The organism is Nocardia sp. NBC_00508 (assembly GCF_036346875.1).
In the GTDB taxonomy this organism is placed as follows: Bacteria; Actinomycetota; Actinomycetes; order Mycobacteriales; family Mycobacteriaceae; genus Nocardia.
In genome coordinates this window covers 5701828-5715745 of record NZ_CP107852.1, presented here as the reverse complement: position 1 = coordinate 5715745, position 13918 = coordinate 5701828, and the positions used below count along the sequence as shown (strand labels likewise).

Annotated in this window: 16 protein-coding genes; 4 read left to right on the top strand and 12 right to left on the bottom strand. The window is 68.0% G+C overall.

What is annotated here, in order from left to right; all coding sequences use genetic code 11:
- Nucleotides 1-34 precede the first annotated feature (34 nt).
- From OHA40_RS25525 to OHA40_RS25510, 4 genes are all read right to left on the bottom strand, one after another.
- The gene (locus OHA40_RS25525; protein WP_330229400.1) at nt 35-343 is read right to left on the bottom strand and encodes a DUF202 domain-containing protein; all 309 of its coding nucleotides are present in this window, start codon (nt 341-343) and stop codon (nt 35-37) included.
- A complete protein-coding gene (locus OHA40_RS25520) occupies nt 340-705 on the bottom strand; it encodes a YidH family protein (protein ID WP_330229399.1) in 366 nt (121 codons plus the stop codon). The genes OHA40_RS25525 and OHA40_RS25520 overlap by 4 nt, the downstream gene beginning before the upstream one ends.
- 497 nt (nt 706-1202) lie before the next feature.
- Nucleotides 1203-1928, bottom strand: coding sequence for an acetoacetate decarboxylase family protein (locus OHA40_RS25515; protein WP_330229398.1), 726 nt, complete (start codon nt 1926-1928; stop codon nt 1203-1205).
- Between the two features lie 178 nt (nt 1929-2106).
- The gene (locus OHA40_RS25510) at nt 2107-2814 is read right to left on the bottom strand and encodes a TetR/AcrR family transcriptional regulator C-terminal domain-containing protein (RefSeq protein WP_330229397.1); all 708 of its coding nucleotides are present in this window, start codon (nt 2812-2814) and stop codon (nt 2107-2109) included.
- 54 nt (nt 2815-2868) lie between these two features.
- Here OHA40_RS25510 and OHA40_RS25505 point away from each other — a divergent pair, with 54 nt between their 5' ends.
- The 3 genes from OHA40_RS25505 to OHA40_RS25495 all read left to right on the top strand — a co-directional run bounded on the left by OHA40_RS25505 (nt 2869) and on the right by OHA40_RS25495 (nt 5723).
- Nucleotides 2869-4332, top strand: a complete 1464-nt coding sequence (locus tag OHA40_RS25505; protein WP_330229396.1) for an MFS transporter — start codon at nt 2869-2871, stop codon at nt 4330-4332.
- A gap of 249 nt (nt 4333-4581) precedes the next feature.
- Complete coding sequence (locus OHA40_RS25500) at nt 4582-4830, top strand: hypothetical protein (protein ID WP_330229395.1); 249 nt, start codon at nt 4582-4584, stop codon at nt 4828-4830.
- 230 nt (nt 4831-5060) lie between these two features.
- Nucleotides 5061-5723: a serine protease gene (locus OHA40_RS25495; RefSeq protein ID WP_330234371.1), complete on the top strand. Its 663-nt coding sequence runs from the start codon at nt 5061-5063 to the stop codon at nt 5721-5723.
- A 50-nt stretch (nt 5724-5773) separates the two neighbouring features.
- Here the strand turns inward: OHA40_RS25495 and OHA40_RS25490 are convergent, their stop codons facing one another.
- Nucleotides 5774-6307 carry an FHA domain-containing protein gene (locus OHA40_RS25490; RefSeq protein WP_330229394.1) on the bottom strand — a complete coding sequence of 178 codons (534 nt, stop codon included), beginning with the start codon at nt 6305-6307 and terminating at the stop codon, nt 5774-5776.
- 391 nt (nt 6308-6698) lie between these two features.
- Here OHA40_RS25490 and OHA40_RS25485 point away from each other — a divergent pair, with 391 nt between their 5' ends.
- Nucleotides 6699-7196 carry a GNAT family N-acetyltransferase gene (locus OHA40_RS25485; protein WP_330229393.1) on the top strand — a complete coding sequence of 166 codons (498 nt, stop codon included), beginning with the start codon at nt 6699-6701 and terminating at the stop codon, nt 7194-7196.
- A 55-nt stretch (nt 7197-7251) separates the two neighbouring features.
- Here OHA40_RS25485 and OHA40_RS25480 read toward each other — a convergent pair whose 3' ends face one another.
- From OHA40_RS25480 to lepB, 7 genes are all read right to left on the bottom strand, one after another.
- A complete protein-coding gene (locus OHA40_RS25480; RefSeq protein ID WP_330229392.1) occupies nt 7252-8175 on the bottom strand; it encodes a tyrosine recombinase XerC in 924 nt (307 codons plus the stop codon).
- 536 nt (nt 8176-8711) lie between these two features.
- Nucleotides 8712-9884: a DNA-processing protein DprA gene (gene dprA / locus OHA40_RS25475; protein ID WP_330234370.1), complete on the bottom strand. Its 1173-nt coding sequence runs from the start codon at nt 9882-9884 to the stop codon at nt 8712-8714.
- Between the two features lie 53 nt (nt 9885-9937).
- Nucleotides 9938-11446, bottom strand: coding sequence for a YifB family Mg chelatase-like AAA ATPase (locus tag OHA40_RS25470; RefSeq protein WP_330229391.1), 1509 nt, complete (start codon nt 11444-11446; stop codon nt 9938-9940).
- Entirely contained in the window at nt 11446-11802 is a 357-nt protein-coding gene (locus OHA40_RS25465; protein WP_330229390.1) for a YraN family protein, read from the bottom strand. Before OHA40_RS25465 ends, OHA40_RS25470 begins: the two co-directional genes overlap by 1 nt.
- A 101-nt stretch (nt 11803-11903) precedes the next feature.
- Nucleotides 11904-12209, bottom strand: coding sequence for a DUF2469 domain-containing protein (locus OHA40_RS25460; RefSeq protein WP_011210678.1), 306 nt, complete (start codon nt 12207-12209; stop codon nt 11904-11906).
- Nucleotides 12210-12255: 46 nt separating this feature from the next.
- On the bottom strand, nt 12256-13011 hold the full coding sequence (locus OHA40_RS25455) for a ribonuclease HII (protein ID WP_442944079.1): 756 nt from the start codon (nt 13009-13011) through the stop codon (nt 12256-12258).
- 78 nt (nt 13012-13089) lie between these two features.
- A complete protein-coding gene (gene lepB / locus OHA40_RS25450) occupies nt 13090-13872 on the bottom strand; it encodes a signal peptidase I (protein WP_442943813.1) in 783 nt (260 codons plus the stop codon).
- Between the last annotated feature and the right edge of the window lie 46 nt (nt 13873-13918).

Below are 13918 nucleotides of genomic sequence, written 5' to 3'. Positions count from 1 at the left end.
GCGTGTCGACCAACCATGCTGTGTCCCTACCCCTTCACGGACGTGGATCGAGAAAACCGGCTGCTGCGGCGGCGACCGCGACCATGGTGACGGCCACCGCCGCCGCGGCGACGATGCGGTCACCGTGTGTGTACCGACCTTGACGCAGGCTGCGATTGCGCAGGTAACAGGCACCGGTCAGCGCCACCATCGCGAACGCGGCAACGATGGGCGCGATCGCGGCCGGACGCCACCCGCTGTCGAGGGCGTAGTGCAGAAACAGCGTGCCGACCACCATCGCGGACACGGCGGTGCGCCGCCACGCCAGCGCGGTGCGTTCGGCGGCCAGGTGTGGCGCGCTCATCGCAGCAGCACCGCCAGGCCCGCCAACACCGACACGATCGCGATACCCGCTGACAGGATCGGTACCAGCACGGTGTCCGGCAACGGGTTGCCCCGCCGCATGGCCACGCCGACGCGCCGCCAGTGCGCGTACGCGCCGACCGCGACCACCGTCGCCAGAACCACGCAGCTCAGCGCGATCGCACGCCGGAACCCGGCCATCCGGAACGGCTGCACCAGCGTGTGCACCGCCACACCACCGGCGAGCAAACCCAGCGAGGTGCGCATCCAGGCCAGAAAGGTGCGTTCGTTCGCGAGCGTGAAGCGGTAGTCGAGTTCCTCTTCGCCCTCTTCGGATTCGGCATCGGGATTCGGCAGCGTCACGCCGCCTCGGCTCGCGTCGCGGTGTGCTCGGCATCGGTGCACCCGCGGCTTCCGGGGCATGGCCGCCCGTGAACGATCATCACGCCACACAACGCTACGTCGAGCGGCGGGAGACCGCGGCCTTCCAGCCGCGCGCCTACCGATGACAGGGACACTATGCCGGGTACCGACCACCGCATTTCCCACCAGGCGACCCCACTGGTCGTCGCGGCTACGGGGTAGCCAGATGGAAGCCGAATCGCGCTGACAGCCGGGCTGGAGAACCCCCACGTCCTGCCCCGCGAACAAAGACCGCTCTGCGCTTGCCGCACCGCCTCAGGTGACCGGCCCAGTTCACAGCGTTGATCGACAACACTGCGCTGCTCGGCGGCGATCACGGGCATCACTCCATCGCTCGTAGCGTTGGCAAACGATCCGCTACGTCAGCGTAACCGGAGGCCCAGGGGCCGTCCACGCGCCCGGCGCGCCCGTGATCCGGTGGTTATGTGCGAGATGTGTCAGATCGCGACCGCGTCCTCGAACGTCATGGCCAGGCGCGGGACGGCCGAGGACATCAGCGCGCGCCGCGGCAAACCGATCGACCGGAGTTCTTCCGCGATGGGGTGATCGCCCAAGGTCAGCTTCGCCCCACCGAAACGCGCTCGCATACCGGAGGGCCGCATCTGCCAGCGCGTGCAGCGAGTGATCCCGTCGATGTGCGAGTAGGCGTCGAGGGAGGACGCGGGCGCGCGACCGGCCGGTGTCACGAACCCCGGGCGGACGGTCAGATCTGCGATCAACTGTCCGTTCTGATGCAGCGCACCGCTGCGCGTCCGGCCACCGTGGTCGACGACGAACTCGGCCAGTTCCTTGGGGAATCCCCAGATACCCCGGCCCGCGGCGAGCGTGAAATCGCCGTCGACGGGCAGCCGATGGATCAGCACGCCAGACCGTCCGGTCACCAGATCTTTCGGGCCACCGGCTGCCGCGCTGGCGGTGTGGTGGCGCACCATGAACGAGACGCCGAACTCGTTGTAGGGACCGAGATCGCCATCGACGTAGTCGACGAACACCAGCGTGCACATCGCCCGTCCACCCGGCAGCCGCAGAACACGGAGGCCGGAATAGTCGATGAGCCGTTGCGCCGCCGCGGCGGGCACCAGGTAGGTTGCCATGAACGCGTGCGCGAGCCTGATGCGCACGGGCATCCGCACTTCACGGCCGAGAACGGTATGCGTGCTCACGTCAACACCCTTCTGCCGTCGGCGCAACCGTGTGCCGCGTCGCCATGCGGAGCGGTCTTTCCGCCCGATCATATCGATAGAACACGTATCAGATCACTCACACAATACGGTTCTAGATACGCTGCTACATGATCCGAACTTGTTTCAATTCAGGCGCATGCGATGCGGCGGCGAGTGACTACGCGGACCCCGGCGTGTTGCGCAGGCGGGCCGCCAACCCGTCGAGCACGCAGAGCAAGCCGAAATCGAAGGCCATCGCACGCCCGACCTCCGGATCGGTCGGCACCGTCGCCCGGTAGTCCGCGAGCATGTCGGGATAGTCACCGGCAAGCTCATCCATCACGCGCATCATGCCGTCGGTGTCGATTTCGGCCGAGGCCTTCTGCCACGCGATCTCCGGAAGCACCTGACCGAGGACGAAACTGATCACCGTTCCACTGGCGAGATAGATGTCCACCCCCTGGAAGCCCGCCTGGACGAACGCGCGCCGCAGGCGATCACTCAGCTGTAGCGAGTTCGGGCCGATGCTGGGCAGCTGCCCGACCAGCGACGCCATCCACGAGTGGTCCCGGATCGTCGCGCGGAGACTGTAGGCGAAGGTGGTCAGCAGCTCGCGCCAGGACGCCCGCTCGGGCTCCGGGATCTGCACCATGCCCCAGAACTGGTCGAGCACCAACTCGAGCAGCTCCTCCTTGTTCGCCACATGCCAGTACAGGCTGGTCGCGCCCGCGCCGAGCTTCGCGCCGAGCTTGCGCATGCTCAGCGACTCCAGCCCCTCGGCGTCGAGTATCTCGACCGCCGCGGTGATGATCTGCTCGCGGCGCAGCCCAGAGGTCTTGGGCTGGCGCGGTTCCCTGGTCCATACCGACGCGAACTGCTTGGTCACCCTCTGATTCTATATTCACTCGCACACTGTGCGAGTTTCTCGTACGCTGTGCGAGTGGAATCGAACGTTGTACGAGACCCCCGCCGCTGGTGGGTCCTGGGGGTCCTCTGTCTGTCCCTGCTGGTGCTGATGCTCGACAGCACCGTGCTCAATCTCGCGATCCCGTCACTGATTCGGGAGCTGGACGCCACACCGTCGGACGTGCAGTGGATTCTGGACGCCTACGTGCTGGTGTTCGCCGGGCTCCTGCTCACCGCCGGAAGCCTGTCCGACCGGTTCGGCAGGCGCCGCGCGCTGATCACCGGCCTGGCCGTGTTCGGCGTCGCGTCGCTTGCTGCCGTGCTGGCGAGCGAGCCGTGGCAGGTGATCGCCGCCCGCGCCGCGATGGGCGTCGGCGGCTCGCTGTTGATGCCGTCGACCCTGTCGATCCTGATGACCACCTTCGCCGAGGACGAACGCCGCACGGCGATGGCGGCGTGGTCCACGGTCTCCATGGTCGGCATCGTCGCCGGACCGACGCTGGGCGGCTTTCTGCTCGAGCACTATTGGTGGGGTTCGGTGTTCCTGCTCAACATCCCGGTGGCGGTGCTCGCGATCGTGGCGGCCTTGGCGCTGATGCCGGAAACCACCGGCGAGCAACGGCCCGTCGATCTCGTCGGCGTGGTGTTTTCCATCGTGGCGCTCAGCGCGACCGTCTACGTGATCATCGAGCGGGAATGGAATATCGGCATGATCGTGCTGGCGGTGGTGACGGCCCTCGCCTTCGTCGTGTGGGAGAGCCGGTCGGCGCATCCGATGCTGCCGTTGGCGGTGTTCCGCAGCCGTGATTTCACCGGCACCTGTTTCACGTTGCTGCTGATGGTCTTCGGCATGGGCGCGGTCATGCTGATGCTCACCCAGTACCTGCAGTTCGTGCTCGGCTACGGGCCGATGAAGGCGGGCCTGGCGCTGTTGCCCTACGCCATCGCAGCGGCCGTCTGCAACGGCCTCGGCGCGACACTCGGCAAGACCCTGAGCAACAAGACGCTCATCGTCTCCGGCCTGCTCGTCATGGGCGCCGCGTTCGGCATCCTCGCCGTGGCAAGCGGGTATCTGTGGATCCTGGTCAGCATGCTGGTGATGGGCATGGGCGGCGGTTTGGCCGGTCCAGCTGCGTACGCCGCCATCATGAGCGCCATCCCGCTCGAACACGCCGGTGTGGGCTCCGCGATGAACGACACGCTGCAGCAGGTCGGTATGGCGATCAGCATCGCGATCCTGGGCAGCGTGCTGGCCGGTGTGTTCACTTCGAACATGCCCGCGGACGCCCCGGACGCGGCGCGCGAATCCATCGGCGCGGCATTTCAGCTCGGCTATCTCGAGCCCGCCAAGGACGCCTTCACCGCCGCGATGTCCACCGGGGCCTGGATCAGCGCTGGATTCAGCATCGCCGCCGCTCTGCTCGGCGCGGCCTTGCTGCGCGTCCGGCGGCCGGAACCGGCCGAGCAGCCGGAACCCGCCGCGGTCACCAACGGGTAATCGGAGTCGGCGGCCCGCAGTGGTCCGGTGATTGATCACCCGATCATCGTGGCGCCGCCGACCTCCACGGCTGCGGCCGATCGAGCCGGGCACAATGTCGGTGTGGCGCATTACCCGGCGGTATGAATGATTCCGACCCGGGGGCTGATGGTCTCCTGCGCGCCCTCCGAGCAGAGTTGGTGGTGTGTTCGCATTCTGCCTGCCTTCAGTAGACGAGGGCTTGTGAATCAATCAGTCGCAGGAGAAATCATGATCACGAACAAAATGCGCGCGACAGCGGCGGCAGTAGCGGTCGCACCGGTCATCGCCCTCGGTTCCGGATTTGCTTCCGCAGCCCCGGACGTAGCACCGGCGCCCGTGGCGGATAATTCGGCGGTTCCGACTCAGGTCGAGCCCGCTACCTTGGGCCTGTTCTGGCCTCTGGGCATATTCTGCGCCCCATTGTTGCTCCTTCCGCCGGTCGTCAACGCGGTCGCCGTGTTCGTGTGCGCCATTTGACCGCACTCGACAGAAGGGCGCTGAGGACGAGAGCGCCACGGGCCGCGCCGTAACCCCGAGGCGTCTCGTCTCTGCCAATCCCCAACCGGGCTCCACGGCACAGGGCGAATGACGATATTGTCCGTCCCACCGACGCGCCCGGTAGGGGAACGCGTGCATATCTATTCGGGTAACGCGCGGACATATACCCCCTGAAGTACGGACAAGTGCGGTTCAATCATCGAATGGCCATGTTCAGGAAACTCGTGGGGGCTGCCGCGGCACTCGCCGCAGTCGCGACGCTGTTCGGGGCGCAATCAGGGGCTGCGCACGCCGAGACCGGGCCCGTTCTGGGCGGCGGCTCCGGCATCGTCGTCGGCAATCAGAACATCTGCACCCTCACCACGATCGGGCGCGACTCCGGCGGTCGGCTGGTCGGGTTCACCGCGGGTCACTGTGGTGAACCGGGAGCGACGGTCGTGGCCGATGCCAACCGTGACGGCGGCGTGGTCGGCACCTTCGCCTACACCAACAGCAGTCTCGACTACGCCGTGATCGTGTTCGACCAGGGCAAGGTCGCGCCCGCGAACACTGTGGGCGGCACGACGATCACCGGCGTGGGCGGACCTCCCCGATTCCCGGACATCGCCTGCAAAGAAGGTCGGACCACCGGCCGGACCTGCGGGTTGACCTACGGCGACGCGTTCACATACGGCAATGCGACCTGGACCCAAACATGTGTCGCGGAGGGCGATTCCGGCGGGCCGGTCGTAGTCGGGACAACACTCGTCGGCATGGTCAATGGCTACTTGGGCGTGCCGTGCCTCGGTCCGGAGATCGGCGTGAACATCAAAGACATCCTGGACGATGTGAACGCGCGCGGCGACGCTGGAGCGGGTTTCAGACCGATCTAGCCGGGCACCGTGCCGGACACACGCTTGCCGGGATCGTCCAGCCATAGCACTTACTGCTCGTGATCGACTATCACGCCGCTTTCGATCGCGCGTTCGACCAAGAACGAGCGCTTCTGATTCGGCGGCAGGTCCGGGACGCGAAATTTTTGGAACAGCGCCCGCATGTGCGTCTTGACCGTCGACACAGTCAGGCACAGATCGCTTGCGATCTGGCCGTTCGATGCGGGGTACGAATACGCACTCCGTGCGTCGTACGGGCGGCAGAGCGCCTTGAGAACCATAATTTGGGCGTCGGTCAGCGAATTCCGGATGAGCAGGGGAGAAAGGGCGATCGTCATTTCCTCCTCGGACGATGCGCCGTCTCGGAAAACAAGCAGTGATCGGCCCACGCGAATTCTGTCACCGGAACTGAGTTTGCGTCGCCCGCCGACACGCTCGCCGTTGACGAAAGTCCCGTTCTTCGACAACCCGTCGTCGATGATGATCCAGCAGCCGGAGACTCGCTCGATGATGGCGTGCAGACGAGAAACGGTCGCGTCGGCGGGCACGGTGATATCGGCCGCGTTCGACCGCCCGATCGTCACGGTGGGCGCGTCACCATTCAGAGGAATTTCGCGCCACGTGCCCCGCCCCGTGGGCTGGGATAGCGCCGATCCCGCGGCCGGAAGCGGCAGCGCGGGCTGACCTGCCAGTGAGTACAGTCCGCGATGCAGAGCCTGTGGTCCGCTCGACGTAGACATCGGCTATTTCCCACTCGGAGTACGTCATGGATTGCGGGCACTGATACGCAACTTCCAGAGTGCGCCCTCTCGGCGCTGATCACACCGGAATTCGACTAGATCGGCGCGATCTTGTACACAGACGAGGGAAAGGAATACTTGGACTCCGCATGCATGCCACCAAACAGACTGATAGTCGGAAATTGCCGCAACGACGGACGAGTAAGCGGTGTCGGCGGCAGGGCAGCATAGTCGGATGTGCGTGATCATCCGACCACGGACCGCTGCCGATGCGCACGACTGCGCCGCGGCACTCCGGCAAGTACACGACGTCGACCGATACCCGGAAACCTGGCCTGCCGACCCGGTGGGTTGGCTGTCTCCGTCGAAGCTCATCGCGGCTCGCGTCGCCGAGCAGGCGAGGGTAGTGGTCGGACACGTCGGTCTCGGCGCAGGCGAAGAAACCCCGATTGCCGTGCGTGGTGCAGTCGGCACGCTCGCTGTGGCGTGGGTCATCCGCCTGTATGTCGTACCGTCCGCACGTCGGGCAGGAGTCGGTTCCCATTTGCTTGCGGCGGCCGCGCGAATGGCGGCGAGCCGCGGGCAGCGTGCCGCGCTGAGCGTCGAGTCCGGTGGCGCGGCGGCGATCGCGATGTACGAACGAAGCGGTTGGCGACGAGTACATAGTGCGCCTGGCGGCTGGCACACTGCGCAGGGACAGAAAGCTTGGATGCACTACTACGTCAGCCCATGAGAGCGCGGGACCCCAGTCGCCCATCGACACTTGGCCGCATACTCCCAACGCCTCCTCAGGCGCGCGGGTGGGCTTGGTCGTGCACCTTTTTCAGGCGGTCGATGGAGACGTGGGTATAGAGCTGTGTGGTGGCCATGCTGGCGTGGCCGAGAAGTTCCTGGACCACACGCAGGTCGGCGCCGCCCTCGAGGAGGTGGGTCGCGGCGGTGTGCCGCAGGCCGTGCGGGCCCATGTCGGGGGCGCCGGGGATCGCCGAGACCACTTCGTGCACAACGGTTCTGGCTTGGCGCTGATCGAGGCGCTTGCCGCGGCGGCCGAGCAGCAGCGCGCGACCGGAGTCGGCGGTGGCGAAGGCGGGACGTCCATAGTGCAGCCAGTTGCCAACGGCCTCGTCGGCGGGCCCGCCGAACGGGGCCGAGCGTTCCTTGTTGCCCTTGCCGAGCACGCGGACCACACGCCGCTCCCGATCGACATCCTCGATATCCAGCCCGCACAGCTCGCTCACCCGGATGCCGGTGGCGTAGAGCAATTCCACGATCGCCCGATCCCGCAACGCCATCGGATCGCGCTGGGCAGCGCCGGATCGGGCTGCGTCCATGGCGCCGATCGCCTGCTGTGGTCCGAGCACGGCCGGGAGCACGCGATGCGCCTTCGGCGACCCCAACCGCAGCCCCGGGTCGACCGGCAGCCGCCCGGTCCCGGTGAGCCACGCAGTGAAAGTACGCGCGGAGGACGCCCGCCGCGCCAACGTCGTTCGCGCGGCGCCCGCCGCTGCTTGCCGCGCCAACCAGGACCGCACCAGCAGCAGGTCCAGCTCGCGGATCGCCGAATCGGCCGATCGCAGGTACAGATGGTCCAGCAGCGACCGCGCGTCCCCCAGATACGCCCGCACCGTGTGCTCCGACCGATTGCGGCCGAGCCGCAGGTGTCTGCCGTACTCCACCAGCAGCGCTTCCAGATCCTCGGGCAATTCCTCCATCCCCTTACCGTCGCGACCGCGGCCCCAGTTGGCAAGTGACCGCGCCGAATCCGCACCTCGCTGCCGCTCGACTCCGGCACGACCACGTCAGCGAGTGCATCGACGTTCGCCCGCACCACTCCCCATCGCCACCGCCTCCCGGCGCAGAGCTTCGCCAGAAGCACATCAACGAACGCATCGCCTGCACCTCCCCACCACACAGCGCCGCCATGCCCACATCGGCGACGGCACCAACGTTCCCGCAGCTCTCACTCGCCGCCTCCCCGTCGCACTGCTCATGGCCACATCAATGAACGGCACCGAGGTTCGCGCGCACCAGTCACCCATTGCCCGACTTCCGCACACACGGCCGCGCCATGACCGCATCGGCAAATGCACCAACGTTCGCCCATCGCGCTCACTCACCGCCCGCACCTTCTCGCCACACGGCTCCGCCCAGACCACGTCAACGAATTGCATCGACCTTCGCCCACACTCGCCCGTCGCGCTACCCGCACGGCTACGCCATTGCCGCATCGGCGACGGTGCTCGCTCACTCATATGCGGCGGCGTGCCGTTCGATGCCAACCACTTTCGTCGGCGGCCACCAGCCCCGCTAGTTCGAGGGCCGGGAGCGTCGCGCGGACCGCGGGAAGCGGCAGGCCGCACTGCTGGGACAGCTCGAGTGGTAATCGAGAGCCGATCCTCGGCAGCGCCGCGAAGACCAGGGCTTCGTCTCCCGCGAGGCGGTCGTCCGGATGGTCGGACACTCCCCCGGTCTCCGGGAGGGACAGTCGGAGCGGCCCCGCCTCGTCGACGACTTCCTCCGCTCGAGTCACCAGGAGCGCTTCGCCGTCCCGGATCATCCGGTGACAACCCACCGAAGCCGCCGAGGTCACCGGGCCGGGTACCGCCAGGGCGGGACGGCCGAGGCGACGTGCCCACTTGACGGTGTTGCGGGCGCCGCTGCGCAGCCCCGCCTCCACCACGAGCACGCCGTCGGCGAGGGCGGCGATCAGGCGGTTGCGGGCGAGGAACTGATGCTTGTGCGCAGTCACACCGGGCGGATATTCGCTGACCACCAGGCCGGACTCGGCGATATCGGCCAGCAGACGCTCGTGCTGCGCCGGGTACGGCCGGTCGACGCCGCAGGCAAGCACGGCGATCGTCGAGCCATCTACCGCCAGCGCCGCCCGGTGCGCCATGCTGTCGATCCCGAAGGCCGCACCGGACACGATCGTCCATCCTTGCGCGGCGAGATCTCCGGCGATCTCCCCCGTCACGCGGTCGCCGTACCCGGTGCTGCACCGTGCGCCGACCACCGCCACGGCGCGTTCGCTCGACTCGAGCAGGGAGCGCGGGCCGCGGGCCCACAGAACGAGCGGCACGGCCCCATCTGGATCTCGGCCGGGTTCGAGCTGGGCGAGACCGAGCATGCGCCAAGCGGGCCACTCCGGATCGTCCGGCGTCACCACTCGTCCGCCGATCCGGTCGATGACCTCGAGATCCCGCGCCGCGATGTCGAGGTCGCGCCGCCGCGCTGTCGGTCCGCGCAACGGCTCGGGCAGCGCGCACTCCCGCACCGCACGCGCCGCCTCCACCACTCCGACCGCGTCGATCAGCGCCGACAGCGGCGCACACGGGCCTTGCACCACTCGCGACAGGTACACCCAGGCCAACCGCCGCGCATCGGCCTCGCCGGACGCCGGGCAGGAGAGATTCTCGGACATGCCGCCCGCCGCGGCAGGATTTCCACCACCGCCCGCACGCGACGGCGCCGCACTCATTGCGCGCCTCGCTGGCGGAAGTTCAGCGCCGCCAGCACATCCTGCGCCGACGGCACGTCTCCACCGCGCAGGTCGCAGATGGTCCACGCGACCCGGATGGCGCGGTCGGCTCCGCGCGCGGACATGCGACCGAGACGCAGGGCGCCCTCGACGGGAGCAAGGGATTCCCGGGGCAGACGGAACCTCTGGCGCAGGACGTGACCGGGGACTTCCGCATTGGTCGGCCACCCGTATTCGCGCCAGCGCTCGGCCGCCGCGCGCCGGGCCACAGCGACACGACCGCGAACCACCTCGCTGCTCTCGGCGGCATCGGTACTGAACGCGGCCCCGGACTGCCCGTGCATCCGCACCCAGATATCGATCCGGTCCATCAGCGGCCCGGACAGTTTCCCGAGATAGCGGCGGCGGGCAAGCGGCGCGCAGATGCAGTCGACATCGCGTGCCGGGGCGCACGGGCACGGGTTGGCCGCCAGGACGAGCTGGAATCGGGCCGGATATCGTGCCACGCCGTCACGCCGGGCGATGCGGACCTCCCCTTCCTCCAACGGTGTGCGCATCGCCTCGAGCACCTTCGTGCCGAGTTCGGCGCACTCGTCGAGGAACAGCACGCCGCGATGGGCCCGGCTGACCGCGCCGGGCCGGGCGGTCCCCGAGCCGCCACCGATCATCGCGGTCACCGAAGTCGAGTGGTGCGGGGCGACGAACGGTGGCGCGGTGACCAGCGGATGGTCGCCGGCGAGCGTGCCCGCCATCGAATGGATCGCGGTCACCTCCAGCGCCTCGATCTCCGTGAGCGGGGGCAACAGCCCCGGAAGACGTTGCGCCAGCATGGTTTTGCCGATGCCCGGCGGCCCGGTGAGCAGCAAGTGGTGCCCGCCCGCCGCGGCCACCTCCAGCGCCCAGCGCGCTTCCTCCTGCCCCACCACCTCGCTGAGATCGCCACTCTGGCGCACCGTATCGGGCAGGCCGCCATCCGGTTCGGCGAGCGTGCCCTCACCGCGCAGCCAGGCCACCACCCCGCGCAGGCTGCTCGCCCCGAATACCTGGATGCCCTCCACCAGCCCGGCCTCGGCCATGGCCACCGCGGGCACCACGACGGTCGACCAACCCGCGCTGCGGGCCGCGAGCACGGCCGGCAGAACACCGCGTACCCGCCGCACCCGCCCGTCCAGCGCGAGTTCACCGAGCAGCACCGTCTTCGCGAGCCGCTCGGAAGGGACCGCGTCGGACGCGTCCAGCACCGCGACGGCCAGCGCGAGGTCGTAGACACTCCCGAGCTTGGGCAATGTCGCGGGAGACAAGGCGAGGACCACCCTGCCGTCCGGCCATTTCTCCCCTGAGTTCGCCACCGCCGAGCGCACCCGGTCGCGGGATTCCTGCAACGCGGTGTCGGGCAGCCCGACCAGGTGCACGGACGGCAAGCCCTGGCCGATATCGGCCTCGATCTCGACGAGCAGACCGTCCACGCCGGTGACCGCGACGGAATGCGCCCGGCCGAGCGCCATCAGAACACCGCCGCGAGGTGGTCGATCACCGGCGGGCGCCCCCGTGCCAGCAGCACCGACACGACATCGAATCGGATGCGCCGCCACGGGCCGTCCTGCTCGGCCAGCCACAGCAGGGCCAAGCGCCGGATGCGCTGTTGCTTGACGAAGGTGACCGACTCGGCCGGAGTGCCGTATGCGAGGCCCGAACGGGTCTTGACCTCGACGAACGCGGTCACGTCTCGGTCCTGGGCGATCAGGTCCAGCTCGCCGTACCGGCACCGCCAATTTCTGGCGATGATCTCCATCCCCGCGGCGCGCAGGAACGCCGCCGCCAGTTCCTCCCCGTGCGCGCCGAGCGCCTGTTTGTCTGTCACCCGGCCAGCGTGCGCCGGGACCGAATCAGCTCAGCGCCGCCGACCTGGGCAATCAGAAATACTGTTGATAACCGCGTTGCTGTGGAGAACTGCCCGGCCGCTCACTCGGGCAGCCGCAGGTCCGGCTTCTCCAGCTCCTCGATGTTGACGTCCTTGAAGGTGATCACCCGGACATGCTTGACGAAGCGGGCCGGGCGATACATGTCCCACACCCACGCGTCGCTCATCCGCACCTCGAAGTACACCTCGCCATCCGCGTTCTGCGGCCGCAGCTCCACGGAGTTGGCCAAGTAGAAGCGGCGCTCGGTCTCCACCACGTACGAAAACTGACCGACGATGTCCTTGTACTCGCGATACAGCGAGAGCTCCATCTCGGTTTCGTACTTCTCGAGGTCCTCGGCACTCATCGGGTGGGACGTCCTCCTTCTCGCCGCATCGCGTCGTGTGATGACATCATCGCGCATGCGCGGTATCGGTAGCCACTCGGCCAGCCGTACGGGCGTCCTGAAACTCCTCGGACAGCCCTTCGTCCAGTTCGCCTGCCAGGACGACGTCCGCCTCTTCGGCGTCCACCGCGACCGGCCGCAGCCCGGCGGCCTCGCGCACGTTGCGCCAGGAGCGGCGATGCTCGCTGCTGGGCCCCAGGCGATGCAACGCGGCCGTGTGCTCGGGCGTGTTGTACCCCTTGTGCGCCGCGAACCCGTAGCCCGGAAATCGCTCGTCCAGCTCGACCATCATGCGGTCCCGGGTGACCTTCGCCAGGATGCTGGCCGCCGCGATGCAGGCCGCCGACCCGTCGCCGCCGATCACCGGCAGCGAGGGCACCGGGATGCCGGGCACCCGGAACCCGTCGGTGAGCACGTAGCCGGGCTCCTGACCCAGCCCGGCGACGGCCCGGCGCATTCCTTCGATATTCGCCACGTGGATGCCGATCGAGTCGATCTCCCAGGCAGGGATGACGATGACCTGGTAGGCCAGCGCCAGGCGGATGATCACCGGGTACAGCTCCGTACGGGTGGCCTCGGTGAGCTTCTTGGAATCGTCGAGGCCGGCCAGCTTCTCATAGGCCTTCGGCGCGAGTAGGCACGCGGCCACCACGAGCGGGCCCGCGCAAGGACCGCGCCCTGCCTCGTCCACCCCGGCGACCGGCCCGAGACCACTGCGAATCAACGCCGCCTCGAGCGTGCGCAACCCACCGGCCCTGCGCATCACCACGCGCGGCGGCCAACCGTTACCCACTGGCACTCGACCTTGCCCCACGATCCAATTATCCTGCGCGCCGGATGATCAGTTCGTCTGGGGATTCTCCGAGTGCACCGGTCCGATCCGGCCGGGCGGCCAGATCTTGAACACCGCCTTGCCGCGGACATTGTCCACGGGGATTGTGCCCTGCAGTTCGTCGTTGATGTGCGCGCGGGAGTCGGCGGACTGGTTGCGGTTGTCGCCCATCACCCACAAATGCCCCTCGGGCACCTTCACGGGCTTGAACTCGCGCCCGCCGCCAGCGCCGTACGGCTGACCCGGGACGTACGGGGCGAGATAGCGGGCATACGGCTCGTCCAGCGGCTTGCCGTCCACGAGGACCCGGCCCTGCGGGTCGCAGCACTGTACGGTCTGGCCGCCGACCGCGATCACCCGCTTCACCAGGTCGTTCTCGTCCGGCGGCACCAAGCCGAAGAAGGAGAAGAAGTTCTGCACGCCACGAATGGCCGGATTGTCCGAACGAATCGACTTGTAGTGGGTGTTCCACGAGGGCGGGCCGACGAACACGACCACGTCACCCGGCTGCGGGTCGCCCCAGTAGTAGCTCAGCTTCTGCACGTAGATGCGGTCACCGGTGCATCCGGCGCACCCGTGCAGGGTGGTCTCCATCGACTCCGACGGAATCACGTACGGCCTGCCCACGAAGGTGACCATCAGCGCGGCGATCACCGCGGCGATCACGATGAGGATCGGCAGTTCCTGCCAGAACGGCCGCTGCTTCTTCTTCTGGCCGCGTTTGGCGCGGCCGCCCCGCGTTCCTTCGTCGCCCGATTCGGACACCGACACCGACCCACTTTCGTCTGCCACGCCGAACAGATTAGCCCGGCACCGAGACTGACGTTCGATGCCGGGC

Excerpts from the sequence above, each read along its gene's own strand:
- OHA40_RS25455 (WP_442944079.1), bottom strand. The coding sequence starts at position 13,011 with ATGCGCAGGGCCGGTGGGTTGCGCACGCTCGAGGCGGCGTTGATTCGC.
- OHA40_RS25470 (WP_330229391.1), bottom strand. The coding sequence starts at position 11,446 with ATGGCGCTCGGCCGGGCGCATTCCGTCGCGGTCACCGGCGTGGACGGT.
- OHA40_RS25460 (WP_011210678.1), bottom strand. The coding sequence starts at position 12,209 with ATGAGTGCCGAGGACCTCGAGAAGTACGAAACCGAGATGGAGCTCTCG.
- OHA40_RS25485 (WP_330229393.1), top strand. The coding sequence starts at position 6,699 with ATGTGCGTGATCATCCGACCACGGACCGCTGCCGATGCGCACGACTGC.
- OHA40_RS25525 (WP_330229400.1), bottom strand. The coding sequence starts at position 343 with ATGAGCGCGCCACACCTGGCCGCCGAACGCACCGCGCTGGCGTGGCGG.
- OHA40_RS25495 (WP_330234371.1), top strand. The coding sequence starts at position 5,061 with ATGTTCAGGAAACTCGTGGGGGCTGCCGCGGCACTCGCCGCAGTCGCG.
- OHA40_RS25500 (WP_330229395.1), top strand. The coding sequence starts at position 4,582 with ATGATCACGAACAAAATGCGCGCGACAGCGGCGGCAGTAGCGGTCGCA.
- dprA (WP_330234370.1), bottom strand. The coding sequence starts at position 9,884 with ATGTCCGAGAATCTCTCCTGCCCGGCGTCCGGCGAGGCCGATGCGCGG.
- OHA40_RS25480 (WP_330229392.1), bottom strand. The coding sequence starts at position 8,175 with ATGGAGGAATTGCCCGAGGATCTGGAAGCGCTGCTGGTGGAGTACGGC.